This is a genomic window from Streptomyces sp. NPDC091416, from assembly GCF_044756845.1.
Classification (GTDB): Bacteria; Actinomycetota; Actinomycetes; order Streptomycetales; family Streptomycetaceae; genus Streptomyces.
In genome coordinates, this window is sequence record NZ_JBIVTU010000009.1 from 369,343 (window position 1) to 383,193 (window position 13,851).

Annotated in this window: 12 protein-coding genes; 10 read left to right on the forward strand and 2 right to left on the reverse strand. The window is 70.4% G+C overall.

The genetic code is table 11. The features are described 5' to 3' along the window. Positions 1 to 3 precede the first annotated feature (3 nt). The 8 genes from ruvC to ACIQMX_RS27225 all read left to right on the forward strand — a co-directional run bounded on the left by ruvC (position 4) and on the right by ACIQMX_RS27225 (position 9,292). A complete protein-coding gene (ruvC, locus tag ACIQMX_RS27190) occupies positions 4 to 579 on the forward strand; it encodes a crossover junction endodeoxyribonuclease RuvC (RefSeq protein ID WP_363072379.1) in 576 nt (191 codons plus the stop codon). After that, positions 576 to 1,202 (forward strand): Holliday junction branch migration protein RuvA, encoded by a 627-nt coding sequence (ruvA, locus tag ACIQMX_RS27195; RefSeq protein ID WP_363072381.1) that lies wholly within the window; start codon positions 576 to 578, stop codon positions 1,200 to 1,202. Before ruvC ends, ruvA begins: the two co-directional genes overlap by 4 nt. Before the next feature lie 81 nt (positions 1,203 to 1,283). Then, positions 1,284 to 2,357, forward strand: coding sequence for a Holliday junction branch migration DNA helicase RuvB (gene ruvB, locus ACIQMX_RS27200; RefSeq protein WP_402481866.1), 1,074 nt, complete (start codon positions 1,284 to 1,286; stop codon positions 2,355 to 2,357). 165 nt (positions 2,358 to 2,522) lie between these two features. After that, positions 2,523 to 2,993 (forward strand): preprotein translocase subunit YajC, encoded by a 471-nt coding sequence (yajC, locus tag ACIQMX_RS27205; protein WP_363072385.1) that lies wholly within the window; start codon positions 2,523 to 2,525, stop codon positions 2,991 to 2,993. A 146-nt stretch (positions 2,994 to 3,139) separates the two neighbouring features. Then, positions 3,140 to 4,897, forward strand: a complete 1,758-nt coding sequence (gene secD / locus ACIQMX_RS27210) for a protein translocase subunit SecD (protein ID WP_363072387.1) — start codon at positions 3,140 to 3,142, stop codon at positions 4,895 to 4,897. A 1-nt stretch (position 4,898) separates the two neighbouring features. After that, positions 4,899 to 6,002 (forward strand): protein translocase subunit SecF, encoded by a 1,104-nt coding sequence (secF, locus tag ACIQMX_RS27215; protein ID WP_363072389.1) that lies wholly within the window; start codon positions 4,899 to 4,901, stop codon positions 6,000 to 6,002. Next, positions 5,999 to 6,550 (forward strand): adenine phosphoribosyltransferase, encoded by a 552-nt coding sequence (locus ACIQMX_RS27220; protein ID WP_363072391.1) that lies wholly within the window; start codon positions 5,999 to 6,001, stop codon positions 6,548 to 6,550. The genes secF and ACIQMX_RS27220 overlap by 4 nt, the downstream gene beginning before the upstream one ends. Positions 6,551 to 6,721: 171 nt before the next feature. After that, positions 6,722 to 9,292: a RelA/SpoT family protein gene (locus ACIQMX_RS27225; protein WP_402481872.1), complete on the forward strand. Its 2,571-nt coding sequence runs from the start codon at positions 6,722 to 6,724 to the stop codon at positions 9,290 to 9,292. Between the two features lie 69 nt (positions 9,293 to 9,361). Here ACIQMX_RS27225 and ACIQMX_RS27230 read toward each other — a convergent pair whose 3' ends face one another. Then, on the reverse strand, positions 9,362 to 10,591 hold the full coding sequence (locus ACIQMX_RS27230; RefSeq protein WP_363078081.1) for a DUF349 domain-containing protein: 1,230 nt from the start codon (positions 10,589 to 10,591) through the stop codon (positions 9,362 to 9,364). 212 nt (positions 10,592 to 10,803) lie between these two features. Further along, positions 10,804 to 11,601, reverse strand: a complete 798-nt coding sequence (locus tag ACIQMX_RS27235; protein ID WP_363078079.1) for a peptidylprolyl isomerase — start codon at positions 11,599 to 11,601, stop codon at positions 10,804 to 10,806. Positions 11,602 to 11,748: 147 nt separating this feature from the next. Between ACIQMX_RS27235 and ACIQMX_RS27240 the strand changes: the two genes are divergently transcribed. Next, complete coding sequence (locus ACIQMX_RS27240) at positions 11,749 to 12,435, forward strand: MBL fold metallo-hydrolase (protein ID WP_363078077.1); 687 nt, start codon at positions 11,749 to 11,751, stop codon at positions 12,433 to 12,435. A 13-nt stretch (positions 12,436 to 12,448) separates the two neighbouring features. After that, the gene (gene hisS, locus ACIQMX_RS27245; RefSeq protein ID WP_363078075.1) at positions 12,449 to 13,711 is read left to right on the forward strand and encodes a histidine--tRNA ligase; all 1,263 of its coding nucleotides are present in this window, start codon (positions 12,449 to 12,451) and stop codon (positions 13,709 to 13,711) included. The last annotated feature ends 140 nt before the right edge of the window (positions 13,712 to 13,851 follow it).

The window sequence follows — 13,851 nt, forward strand, 5'->3', positions numbered from 1 at the left end:
ATCGTGCGGGTACTCGGCGTGGACCCCGGGCTCACCCGGTGCGGCGTCGGAGTCGTCGAGGGCGTCGCGGGCCGGCCCCTGACGATGGTCGGGGTGGGCGTCGTGCGCACCGCGGCCGACGCGGAGCTCGGCCACCGGCTGGTGGCCATCGAGCGCGGCATCGAGGAGTGGCTCGACGAGCACCGGCCCGAATACGTCGCCGTGGAGCGGGTGTTCGCCCAGCACAACGTCCGTACGGTGATGGGCACCGCCCAGGCCAGCGCGGTCGCCATGCTCTGCGCCTCCCGCCGCGGCATCCCGGTCGCCCTGCACACGCCCAGCGAGGTCAAGGCCGCCGTCACCGGCAGCGGACGCGCGGACAAGGCGCAGGTCGGCGCCATGGTCACCCGCCTCCTGCGGCTGGACGCCCCGCCCAAGCCGGCGGACGCCGCCGACGCCCTCGCCCTCGCCATCTGCCACATCTGGCGCGCCCCCGCGCTCAACCGCCTCCAGCAGGCGCACGCGGCGGCCGCAGCGGCTGCCCGCATCCCGCGCGTCCCGCGCACCGCAGCAGCCCCCGTCCGGAAGGTCCCCCGATGATCGCCTTCGTCAGCGGCCCCGTCGCCGCGCTCACCCCGACCACGGCCGTGATCGAGGTCGGCGGCATCGGCATGGCCGTCCAGTGCGCACCGAACACCCTCGCCGGCCTCCGTACCGGCAAGGAGGCCAGGCTCGCGACCTCCCTCGTCGTACGGGAGGACTCGCTGACGCTCTACGGCTTCGCCGACGACGACGAACGGCAGGTCTTCGAGCTCCTCCAGACCGCCAGCGGAGTCGGGCCCCGGCTCGCCCAGGCCATGCTCGCCACACACAGCCCGGACGCCCTGCGCATCGCCGTGGCCACCGGCGACGAGAAGGCGCTCACCGCCGTCTCCGGCATCGGCAAGAAGGGCGCCCAGAAGCTCCTGCTCGAACTGAAGGACAGACTCGGCGAGCCCGTCGGCGCCCACATCGGCCAGCAGGGCATCGGCACCGCGGTCACCTCGTCCTGGCGCGACCAGCTCCAGGCCGCCCTGATCGGTCTCGGCTACGCCACCCGCGAGGCGGACGAAGCGGTGTCCGCCGTGGCACCGCAGGCGGAGGCGGCCCTTGCGGAGGGCGCCCAGCCGCCCGTTCCGCAGCTGCTGCGCGCCGCCCTGCAGACCCTCAACCGCGCGCGCTGAGCGGACCCGGGACACCACCCCTGACGCCCGGCCTGGCATCCCACGGCACGGCACCGAAACACCCGAGGCGGGACTGACGAGATGAACTGGGACGAGACCGGACCCGACACCGACGAGCTTCTCGACGAGCGGCTCGTCGACGCCGGCGCGGACGGCGAGGACACCGCGGTCGAGGCGGCGCTGCGCCCCAAGGACCTCGACGAGTTCGTCGGCCAGGAGAAGGTGCGCGAACAGCTCGACCTGGTCCTCAAGGCGGCCCGCGCCCGCGGCGCCACCGCCGACCACGTGCTGCTCTCCGGCGCTCCGGGCCTGGGCAAGACCACCCTCTCCATGATCATCGCAGCGGAGATGAACGCACCGATCCGGATCACCTCCGGCCCCGCCATCCAGCACGCGGGGGACCTGGCCGCGATCCTGTCCTCGCTCCAGGAGGGCGAGGTCCTCTTCCTCGACGAGATCCACCGCATGTCCCGGCCCGCCGAGGAGATGCTCTACATGGCCATGGAGGACTTCCGGGTCGACGTGATCGTCGGCAAGGGCCCCGGCGCCACCGCCATCCCGCTGGAGCTGCCTCCCTTCACCCTGGTCGGCGCGACCACCCGGGCCGGGCTGCTGCCGCCCCCGCTGCGCGACCGCTTCGGCTTCACCGGGCACATGGAGTTCTACGCCCCCACCGAACTGGAACGGGTGATCCACCGCTCGGCGGGCCTCCTGGACGTCGCGATAGACGTCGAGGGCGCCGCCGAGATCGCCGGGCGCTCCCGCGGCACGCCCCGCATCGCCAACCGGCTGCTGCGCCGCGTCCGGGACTACGCCCAGGTCAAGGCCGAGGGCCAGATCGACCGGGAGATCGCCGCCGCCGCTCTGCGGGTCTACGAGGTCGACGCCAGGGGCCTGGACCGGCTGGACCGGGCCGTGCTCGGCGCCCTGCTGAAACTCTTCGGCGGCGGCCCGGTGGGCCTGTCCACGCTCGCGGTCGCCGTGGGCGAGGAGCGCGAAACGGTCGAGGAGGTCGCGGAACCCTTCCTCGTACGGGAAGGACTGCTGGCCAGGACGCCGCGGGGGCGGGTCGCGACGCCGGCGGCCTGGGCCCACCTCGGACTCGTTCCTCCGCAGCATGGCGGAAAGGGACAACAGGGCCTGTTCGGGGCGTGATGCGTCACAGGTTGACCCACAGAGGAACCACGGTGCCATGCTGGGCGTTGTTCCATCGATGCGGACTCGCTTAGACTCCGCCGATGCCGCCCTTAAAGGGTCGGTGTACCCACCCCCGTAGACCAGGCCGCCTTCCAGCGCGGTCGTGCGAAGGAAAATCGTCCCGTGAATCCCGTGACTCTCCTCCCCTTCATCGTGCTCATCGGGGCCATGTTCCTGATGACGCGGTCCGCCAAGAAGAAGCAGGCGGCGGCTGCGACCATGCGCAATGAAATGCAGCCCGGCACCGGCGTCCGGACGATCGGGGGCATGTACGCCACCGTCAAGGAGCTTCACGACGACACGGTCCTCCTTGAGGTCGCCCCCGGCGTCCACGCGATCTACGCGAAGAACGCCATCGGCGCCGTCCTCGACGACGCGGAGTACAACCGCATCGTCCACGGCGACACCGAGGAGCTCGACGTCGACGGCGCGGTCGTGCCGGACGACGCCTCCTCGCTCACCGAGGCCGATGACGCGGACGACGCGAAGACCGACCTGGTCAAGAAGACCGAGGCGGACGACGCGGAGCCGGCCGACGACAAGGCCGACAAGAAGTCCGACGGCAAGGCCGACGGCGAGGCCGACGCTAAGTAGCACACGACCCGGGGATGCGGTGAGCCCACAGGCATCCAGCCATCCCCGGACCGTGCGGTCTTCTGCGGGGGCGGGTCCCCACTAAACTTCGTGGCCGCTCGGGCGCGTACCCGGCGCGGGGCGGTTGGACAGGGAGAAACGAGAAGGTGGCAGCACCGAAGAAGGGCCGAGGACCGGCCGGCGGTCAGGGCAGGCCGGGGCGTTCCCTGGCTCTGATCCTGATCGCCATGGTCGCTCTCACCGGCGGGATGTTCCTCGCCGACCAGCCGACGCCGCGACTCGGCATCGACCTGGCCGGTGGCACGTCCATCACGCTGGAGGCGAAGGCCGAGCCCGGCCAGGAGTCGGCGATCAACAAGACCAACATGGACACGGCGGTCCAGATCATGGAACGCCGCGTCAACGGTCTTGGTGTCTCCGAGGCCGAGGTTCAGACCCAGGGCGAGAGCAACATCATCGTCAACATCCCCAAGGGCACGAACTCCGCCCAGGCCCGTGAGCAGGTCGGTACGACCGCCAAGCTCTACTTCCGGCCGGTGCTGACCGTCGCCCAGGGAACGCCGACGCCCGCGCCGAGCGCCTCGTCCACGGACAAGGCCAGCCCGTCCGCCGAGCCGAGCACCAAGGCCTCGGACAAGGCGAGCTCGTCCGCGAAGCCCAGCGCCGGCGCCACCACCCAGGGCCGCGCGGTCACCGGCGCCCTGAAGGCGGACCCCACGCCCTCGCCGACGGCCAGCACCACGCCGAAGGCAAGCACCACGCCGGAGGCGAGCGCCACCCCGACCGCCTCGGCCGAGGAGCAGGCAGCCGCCGCCGATCTGCAGAAGAAGTTCGAGGCGCTGGACTGCTCCACCAAGGCATCCCGCTCCAAGGCGAGCCAGGGTTCCAAGGCCACCGACACGGTCGTCGCCTGTGAGCAGGACGGCAGCGCCAAGTACGTCCTCGGCCCGGCCGAGGTCGACGGCACGGACGTCGACAGCGCCAAGGCCGCGATCAACCAGCAGACCGGTCAGTGGATCGTCCAGATGGAGTTCACGGACGGCGGCGCCAAGAAGTTCAAGAAGACCACCGGCAAGCTGGCCCAGCAGCAGCAGCCGCAGAACCAGTTCGCCATCGCGCTCGACGGAGAGGTCGTCTCGGCGCCTTCCGTGAGCCAGGCGCTCAGCGCCAACGCCGAGATCTCCGGCAGCTTCAACCAGCAGTCCGCCGAGGAACTGGCCAACGTGCTCTCGTACGGCGCGCTGCCGCTCTCCTTCCAGGAGCAGAGCGTCACCACCGTCACGGCCGCCCTCGGTGGCGAGCAGCTCCGAGCCGGCCTCATCGCCGGTGCCATCGGCCTGGCCCTGGTCGTCATCTACCTGGTGGCCTACTACCGCGGACTGGCGTTCATCGCGCTGCTCAGCCTCCTGGTCTCCGGCATCCTGACCTACACGATCATGTCGCTCCTCGGCCCGGCCATCGGCTTCGCGCTGAACCTGCCCGCGGTCTGTGGCGCCATCGTCGCGATCGGTATCACCGCGGACTCGTTCATCGTGTACTTCGAACGCATCCGGGACGAGATCCGCGAGGGCCGCACGCTCCGCCCGGCCGTCGAGCGGGCCTGGCCGCGCGCCCGGCGTACCATCCTCGTCTCCGACTTCGTGTCGTTCCTGGCGGCGGCGGTCCTGTTCGTGGTCACCGTCGGCAAGGTCCAGGGCTTCGCGTTCACGCTGGGCCTCACCACCCTGCTCGACGTGGTCGTGGTCTTCCTCTTCACGAAGCCCGTCATGACGATCATGGCCCGCACGAAGTTCTTCGCGAGTGGTCACCCGTGGTCCGGACTGGACCCGAAGCGGCTCGGCGCCAAGCCTCCGCTCCGCCGTTCGCGCCGTGTCAACGCCCCCACCGACCCGAAGGAGGCGTGAGATGTCGCGACTCGGCAATCTCGGCGCCCGTCTCTACCGCGGCGAGGTCGGCTACGACTTCATCGGCAACCGCAAGATCTGGTACGGCATCTCGATCCTGATCACCATCACGGCCATCGTCGGCCTGGCGGTCAGCGGCCTCAACATGGGCATCGAGTTCAAGGGCGGCGCCGTCTTCACCACCCCGAAGACGAGCGTGTCCGTCTCCGAGGCGGAGGACGTGGCCACCGAGGCCTCGGGTCACCAGGCCATCGTCCAGAAGCTGGGCAACGGCGGTCTGCGCATCCAGATCACCGAGGTCGACACCGCGAAGTCCGACCAGATCAAGGGCGAACTCTCCAAGAGCCTCGACGTTCCGGAAGAGAAGATCGCCGCCGACCTGGTCGGCCCCAGCTGGGGTGAGCAGATCGCCAACAAGGCCTGGACCGGCCTCGGCGTCTTCATGGTCCTCGTCGTGATCTACCTGGCGATCGCCTTCGAATGGCGCATGGCCATCGCGGCCCTCGTCGCGCTGATCCACGACATCACCATCACGGTCGGTGTCTACGCACTGGTCGGCTTCGAGGTCACCCCGGGCACCGTGATCGGTCTGCTGACGATCCTCGGTTACTCCCTCTACGACACGGTCGTCGTCTTCGACAGCCTCAAGGAGGGCACGAAGGGGATCACCAAGCAGACCCGGTGGACGTACAGCGAGATCGCCAACCGTTCCATCAACGGCACGCTGGTCCGCTCGATCAACACCACGGTCGTCGCCCTGCTTCCGGTCGCCGGTCTGCTGTTCATCGGTGGCGGTGTCCTCGGCGCCGGCATGCTGAACGACATCTCGCTGGCCCTCTTCGTCGGCCTCGCCGCCGGTGCGTACTCCTCGATCTTCATCGCCACTCCGCTCGTCGCCGACCTCAAGGAACGCGAACCGCAGATGAAGGCGCTGAAGAAGCGGATCCTCGCCAAGCGCGCCGCTGCCGCCGCCAAGGGTGAGTCCAACGAGGACGAGCGGGAGGACGAGCGGTCCTCCGAGGACGCCGCGCCCGCCGGTGCGGTCGTCGGACAGCGCCAGGAGCCCCCGAGGGGCCACGGCCGGACTCCGGGGAAGCGTCGATGACCAGCACCACCGAGAGCACCAGGGAACTGCTGCTCAGCCGGATCCGTGATGTGGCGGACTACCCGAAGCCGGGCGTGATGTTCAAGGACATCACGCCGCTGCTGGCGGACCCGGTCGCGTTCACGGCCCTCACGGACGCCCTCGCGGAACTGTGCGTACGGCACGGCGCCACGAAGATCGTCGGACTGGAGGCCCGCGGCTTCATCCTGGCCGCCCCGGTCGCGGTCCGGGCCGGTCTCGGCTTCATCCCCGTCCGCAAGGCCGGGAAGCTGCCGGGAGCCACGCTCGGACAGGCGTACGAGCTGGAGTATGGCACCGCGGAGATCGAGGTCCACGCGGAGGACCTGTCGGCCGACGACCGCGTCATGGTCATCGACGACGTCCTGGCCACCGGCGGTACCGCCGGTGCGTCGCTGGAGCTCATCCGGCGGGCCGGAGCCTCGGTCGCCGGCGTCTGCGTCCTCATGGAGCTGGGCTTCCTGGCCGGCCGGGAAGCCCTGGCACCGCATCTGCGGGGCGCCCCGCTCGAGGCTCTGATCACGGTCTGATCGGCCGCCGGACGGCAGCCGTCACAGCCGGCCGCACCACGGAACGGGCACCCGGGAACAACCGGGTGCCCGTTCCGCGTTGTGAGGGCTCTCACCGTCCCCGGGGGAGCTCCGGCCGCAGGGTCGATACGATGGCCTTTCCGGGTGTCCGGATCCGCACGAGGAGCGCTCTTGCCAGACGAGGCCCAGCCAGTCGCCGCCCCGCAGCCCGACAAGCCCGCGGCGGCCCCAGCCACGCCCGCGAAGCAGCAGCCCGCGGAGAAGCCGAAGCCCCCGGCGCCCGAGCCCGGCACGGGCCCGGCCCCCGCCGAGGCGAACGGGCCCGCGCCCGCTTCCCCCGCGCAGCCGGACGTCCCGGCCTCCCCGGCAGCCACCGCACCGAAGCCGCCCGCCAAGCCCGCGGCGACGCCGGCCGCCCCCGCGGGCCCGGCGGCCCGCACCGGCGGCGGCTCCTCCAACCGTGTCCGGGCCAGGCTGGCCCGCCTCGGCGTCCAGCGCTCCAGCCCGTACAACCCGGTACTGGAACCGTTGCTGCGTACCGTCCGCAGCAACGACCCCAAGATCGAGTCGTCCACGCTGCGACAGATCGAGAAGGCCTACCAGGTCGCCGAGCGCTGGCACCGCGGCCAGAAGCGCAAGAGCGGCGACCCCTACATCACCCATCCGCTCGCCGTGACCACGATCCTCGCCGAACTGGGTATGGATCCGGCCACGCTGATGGCGGGGCTGCTGCACGACACGGTCGAGGACACCGAGTACGGCCTGGACACGCTGCGCCGCGACTTCGGCGACCAGGTCGCGCTGCTGGTCGACGGCGTCACCAAGCTGGACAAGGTCAAGTTCGGCGAGGCCGCGCAGGCCGAGACCGTACGCAAGATGGTCGTCGCCATGGCGAAGGACCCCAGGGTCCTCGTCATCAAGCTCGCCGACCGGCTGCACAACATGCGCACCATGCGGTACCTCAAGCGGGAGAAGCAGGAGAAGAAGGCCCGCGAGACGCTGGAGATCTACGCTCCGCTCGCCCACCGCCTGGGCATGAACACCATCAAGTGGGAGCTGGAGGACCTCGCCTTCGCGATCCTCTACCCCAAGATGTACGACGAGATCGTCCGCCTGGTCGCCGAGCGGGCGCCCAAGCGCGACGAATACCTCGCCATAGTGACCGACGAGGTCCAGTCCGACCTGCGCGCCGCCCGGATCAAGGCCACCGTCACCGGACGGCCGAAGCACTACTACAGCGTCTACCAGAAGATGATCGTGCGGGGCCGGGACTTCGCCGAGATCTACGACCTGGTCGGCATCCGGGTGCTCGTCGACACGGTCCGTGACTGCTACGCGGCGCTCGGCACCGTGCACGCGCGATGGAATCCGGTCCCCGGCCGGTTCAAGGACTACATCGCGATGCCCAAGTTCAACATGTACCAGTCACTGCACACCACGGTGATCGGTCCCAGCGGCAAGCCCGTCGAGCTGCAGATCCGTACGTTCGACATGCACCGGCGCGCCGAGTACGGCATCGCCGCGCACTGGAAGTACAAGCAGGAGGCCGTCGCGGGCGCCTCCAAGGTGCGCACCGACGTCCCCAAGAACACCGGGCGCGGCCAGGACACCGTCAACGACATGGCGTGGCTGCGCCAGCTCCTGGACTGGCAGAAGGAGACCGAGGACCCCAGCGAGTTCCTGGAGTCGCTGCGCTTCGACCTCTCCCGCAACGAGGTCTTCGTCTTCACGCCCAAGGGCGACGTCATAGCGCTTCCCGCGGGGGCGACACCGGTCGACTTCGCGTACGCCGTCCACACGGAGGTCGGCCACCGGACCATAGGGGCACGGGTCAACGGGCGGCTCGTACCGCTCGAATCGACGCTCGACAACGGCGACCTGGTGGAGGTCTTCACCTCCAAGGCGGCCGGCGCCGGGCCCTCCCGGGACTGGCTCGGCTTCGTCAAGTCACCGCGCGCCCGCAACAAGATCCGTGCCTGGTTCTCCAAGGAGCGCCGGGACGAGGCGATCGAGCAGGGCAAGGACTCCATCGCCCGGGCCATGCGCAAGCAGAACCTGCCGATCCAGCGGATCCTGACGGGCGACTCCCTGGTCACGCTCGCCCACGAGATGCGCTACCCCGACATCTCGTCCCTGTACGCCGCGATCGGCGAGGGACATGTGGCGGCGGCCGGCGTCGTACAGAAACTGGTGCAGGCGCTCGGCGGCGAGGACGCGGCCAACGAGGACCTGGCGGAGAGCTCCCCGCCCTCGCACGGCCGCAACAAGCGCCGCGCCAAGGCGGATCCGGGCGTGGTCGTCAAGGGCGTCGAGGACGTCTGGGTCAAACTGGCCCGCTGCTGTACGCCCGTACCCGGCGACCCGATCATCGGCTTCGTCACCCGCGGCAGCGGCGTCTCCGTGCACCGCGCCGACTGCGTCAACGTGGACTCGCTGTCGCAGCAGCCGGAACGGATCCTCGACGTCGAGTGGGCCCCCACCCAGTCCTCGGTCTTCCTGGTCGCCATCCAGGTCGAGGCACTGGACCGGTCCCGGCTCCTGTCCGACGTCACCCGGATCCTGTCCGACCAGCATGTCAACATCCTGTCCGCGGCCGTGCAGACCTCCCGCGACCGGGTGGCCACCTCACGCTTCACCTTCGAGATGGGCGACCCCAAGCACCTGGGACACGTCCTGAAGGCCGTACGCGGCGTGGAGGGCGTCTACGACGTCTACCGGGTGACTTCGGCCCGCAGGCCGTAACAGAGGCGGACAGGAGCGGGCCCCGGTACGCGATGCGTACCGGGGCCCGCTCCTGTCCGCGGCCCGGGTTCAGCCGCCGAACTCCTCCAGGCCCTTGAGCGCCTGGTCCAGGAGCGCCTGACGGCCCTCCAGCTCACGGGCCAGCTTGTCGGCGCGCGCGTTGTTGCCCGAGGCGCGAGCGGTGTCGATCTGCGTACGCAGCTTGTCGACGGCCGCCTGGAGCTGCCCGGTCAGACCCGCGGCACGGGCCCGTGCCTCCGGGTTGGTCCGGCGCCACTCCGACTCCTCGGCCTCCTGGAGCGCCCGCTCCACCGCCTGCATCCGGCCCTCGACCTTCGGACGGGCGTCACGCGGTACGTGGCCGATGGCCTCCCAGCGCTCGTTGAGGGACCGGAACGCGGCCCTGGCCGCCTTCAGGTCCTTCACCGGCACCAGCTTCTCGGCCTCCACGGCGAGCTCCTCCTTGAGCTTGAGGTTCTCGCCCTGCTCCGCGTCACGCTCCGCGAAGACGCCGCTGCGAGCGGCGAAGAAGACGTCCTGGGCACCGCGGAAACGTTCCCACAGGTCGTCCTCGGCCTCGCGCTGGGCGCGGCCCGCCGCCTTCCAGTCGGTCATCAGGTCGCGGTAGCGGGCAGCGGTCGTGCCCCAGTCCGTGGACCCGGAGAGCGCCTCGGCCTCGACGACCAGCTTCTCCTTGACCTTGCGGGCCTCCTCGCGCTGGGCGTCCAGCGAGGCGAAGTGGGCCTTGCGGCGCTTGGAGAACGCCGAGCGCGCGTGCGAGAAGCGGTGCCACAGCTCGTCGTCCGACTTGCGGTCGAGCCGCGGCAGGCCCTTCCACGTGTCGACGAGCGCGCGCAGCCGCTCGCCCGCCGAGCGCCACTGCTCGCTCTGCGCCAGCTCCTCGGCCTCGACGACCAGCGCCTCCTTGGCGTGCTTCGCCTCGTCGGTCTGCTTCGCCTTCTGGGCCTTGCGCTCCTCGCGCCGCGCGTCGACCGTCGCGACGAGCGCGTCCAGCCTCTTGCGCAGCGCGTCCAGGTCCCCGACGGCGTGATGCTCGTCGACCTGGACACGCAGATGCTCGATGGCGGTCGTCGCGTCCTTCGCCGACAGGTCGGTGGTCTTCACCCGCCGCTCGAGGAGGCCGATCTCGACCACAATGCCCTCGTACTTGCGCTCGAAATAAGCCAGGGCCTCCTCCGGAGAACCGGCCTGCCACGATCCGACGACCTGCTCGCCATCGGCTGTACGCACGTACACGGTGCCTGTCTCGTCGACACGGCCCCACGGGTCGCTGCTCACAGCGCCTCCTCCACCTGATGCCTGTGAGGGGGTTCGCCCCCCTGGCATCGTCCACAGTTTCCTGGGGCGGGCCGCGCCCGCCCTGCACAACGCCAATCTAGGCGACAGGCCGCCCGGCTGTCCGCACTCAGCACGGCCGAAAATTGGACCGACGGGTCCTGTCCGGCCGCACCGGACGGCTGCCGGGCGGATCCTGCCGGTTCTGCCGGGTCTCAGGCCTTGTCGACGGCCGCCTTCGAGATGTTCACGGCCTTCGACGGCGCACCGTCGGCACCGCCGCCGGTCACACCCGCCTTGCCGATGGCCTCGACGGCCTTCAGGGAGTCCTTGTCCATCGTGCCGAACGGCGTGTAGCTGGGCGGCAGTTTGCTGTCCTTGTAGACGAGGAAGAACTGGCTGCCGCCGGTGTGCGCCTGTCCGGTGTTGGCCATCGCCACCGTGCCGGCGGGATAGGTCACCGTGCCGTCGGCGCCCGCCTTGCCGAGCGCGGTCAGGTTCTCGTCGGGGATCGTGTAGCCGGGACCGCCGGTGCCGTCGCCCTTCGGGTCGCCGCACTGCAGGACGAAGATGCCGTCCGTGGTCAGCCGGTGACACTTCGTGCCGTCGAAGAACTTCTTGTCCGCCAGGGACTTGAAGGAATTCGTGGTGTGCGGGGTCTTCGCCGCGTCCATCTCGAACGCTATGTCGCCCTGGCTCGTCTTGAGCGACATCGTGTACTTCGACTTCTTGTCGATCTTCATCGCGGGCTCGGGCGCGCTCTTCTCGCTCGCCGAGGGCGACGGCTCCGCGGACGGGCTCTGGCTCGCGGCCGCGTCCGCCTTGCTGTCCTTGTCGTCGTCGCCGCTGGTGGCGAAGTACGTGGCACCGGCGATGACCGCCACCACGGCCACGGCGGAGGCGATGACGACGGTCAGCCGCCTCGTCCTCCGACGGGCGTCCTCCCGGCGCTGCTGCTGCCGCTCGAACTTCTCCCTGGCGAGCTGCCGCCGCCGCTGATCGCTGCTGACCACCGGGTGATCTCCTTGACGTCGTGTGATCGGGCCTGGGTTGCCCCGTACCGTATATGGGTTAGCTGTGGAATGAGGAGCGCCGGTAGGCTCTGAACTGCTGCGACCTCGCAGCCGACCTCCCTCGTCGGACGACCATTAAGGACGATCGTGCTCATTGCCGGGTTCCCCGCCGGGGCCTGGGGGACCAACTGTTACCTGGTCGCCCCCGCCGCAGGTGAGGAGTGCGTGATCATCGACCCGGGCCACCAGGCCGCCTCCGGAGTCGAGGAAGCGCTGAAGAAGCATCGGCTGAAGCCCGTCGCCGTCGTCCTCACCCACGGCCACATCGACCATGTCGCCTCGGTCGTGCCGGTGTGCGGCGCGCACGACGTCCCCGCCTGGATCCACCCCGAGGACCGCTACATGATGAGCGACCCGGAGAAGGCCCTCGGCCGCTCCATCGGGATGCCGCTCATGGGCGAGCTGACGGTGGGCGAACCGGACGACGTCAAGGAGCTGAGCGACGGCGCGCAGCTGCTGCTGGCCGGTATGGAGTTCGGCGTCTCGCATGCGCCCGGCCATACGAAGGGGTCGGTGACGTTCAGGATGCCCGAGGCCCCGGAGGTTCCGCAGATCCTCTTCTCGGGCGACCTGCTCTTCGCCGGCTCCGTCGGACGCACCGACCTGCCAGGCGGCGACCACGCCGAGCTCCTCGAGTCGCTGGCCCGTGTGTGCCTGCCGCTCGACGACTCGACCGTGGTGCTGTCCGGCCACGGCCCCCAGACGACCATCGGCCGCGAGCGCGCCACCAATCCGTATCTGAGCGGTATGGACGCGCCCCGACGAGGAATGTGACGAGAGCGACATCGTGAGCACCTTCAAGGCCCCCAAGGGCACGTACGACCTGACCCCGCCCGACTCCGCGAAGTACCTCGCGGTACGCGAGGCAATCTCCGCACCGCTGAAGAACTCCGGCTACGGCTACATCGAGACCCCCGGCTTCGAGGACGTGGCCCTCTTCTCCCGTGGTGTCGGTGAGTCCACCGACATCGTGAGCAAGGAGATGTACACCCTCACGACCAAGGGCGGCTCCGAGCTGGCCCTGCGCCCCGAGGGCACCGCGTCCGTGCTGCGCGCCGCCCTGGAGGCCAACCTCCACAAGCTCGGCAACCTGCCGGTGAAGCTCTGGTACTCGGGCTCGTACTACCGCTACGAGCGCCCGCAGAAGGGCCGTTACCGGCACTTCTCGCAGGTCGGCGCGGAGGCGATCGGCGCCGAGGACCCGGCCCTGGACGCCGAGCTGATCATCCTGGCCGACCAGGCGTACCGCGCGCTGGGCCTGCGCGAGTTCCGCATCCTGCTGAACTCGCTGGGCGACAAGGAGTGCCGCCCGGTCTACCGCGACGCGCTCCAGGGCTTCCTGCGCGAGCTCGACCTCGACGAGGAGACCCGCAGGCGCATCGAGATCAACCCGCTCCGGGTCCTCGACGACAAGCGCCCCGAGGTCCAGAAGCAGCTGACCGGGGCACCCGTGCTCCGCGACTACCTGTGCGACGCCTGCAAGGCGTACCACGAGGAGGTCCGGGCCCTGCTCAACGCGGCAGGTGTCGTGTACGAGGACGACGAGAAGCTCGTCCGCGGCCTCGACTACTACACCCGCACCACCTTCGAGTTCGTCCACGACGGTCTGGGCTCGCAGTCGGCGGTCGGCGGCGGCGGCCGGTACGACGGCCTGTCCGAGATGATCGGCGGCCCCGCGCTCCCGTCGGTCGGCTGGGCGCTCGGCGTGGACCGCACCGTGCTCGCGCTGGAGGCGGAGGGCATCGAGCTCGAACTGCCCTCCACGACCAGCGTCTTCGCCGTACCGCTCGGCGAGGAGGCCCGGCGGGTGCTGTTCGGCGTCGTCACGCAGCTGCGCCGCGAGGGTGTGGCAGCGGACTTCGCGTTCGGGGGCCGCGGTCTCAAGGGCGCGATGAAGAGCGCCAACCGCTCGGGCGCGCGCCTCACCATCGTGGCCGGCGAGCGTGATCTGGCCGAGGGGAACGTCCAGCTCAAGGACATGGAGTCCGGCGAGCAGACGGCCGTGCCGCTGGCCGAGGTGGCCGAGGCGGTCCGTACCCGCCTCGCGTGAACTCCGCGTCGTGGGGGGGGCGCCCCCCCCCCCCCCCCCCGCGGGGCCCCCCCCGGGGCCCCCCCCCCCGCCCCCCACCAGGGGGGGGGGCGGTCCACCCGCCGGGCGGGTTGGGGGCGGCGGGCGGCGGGGACCCCCAA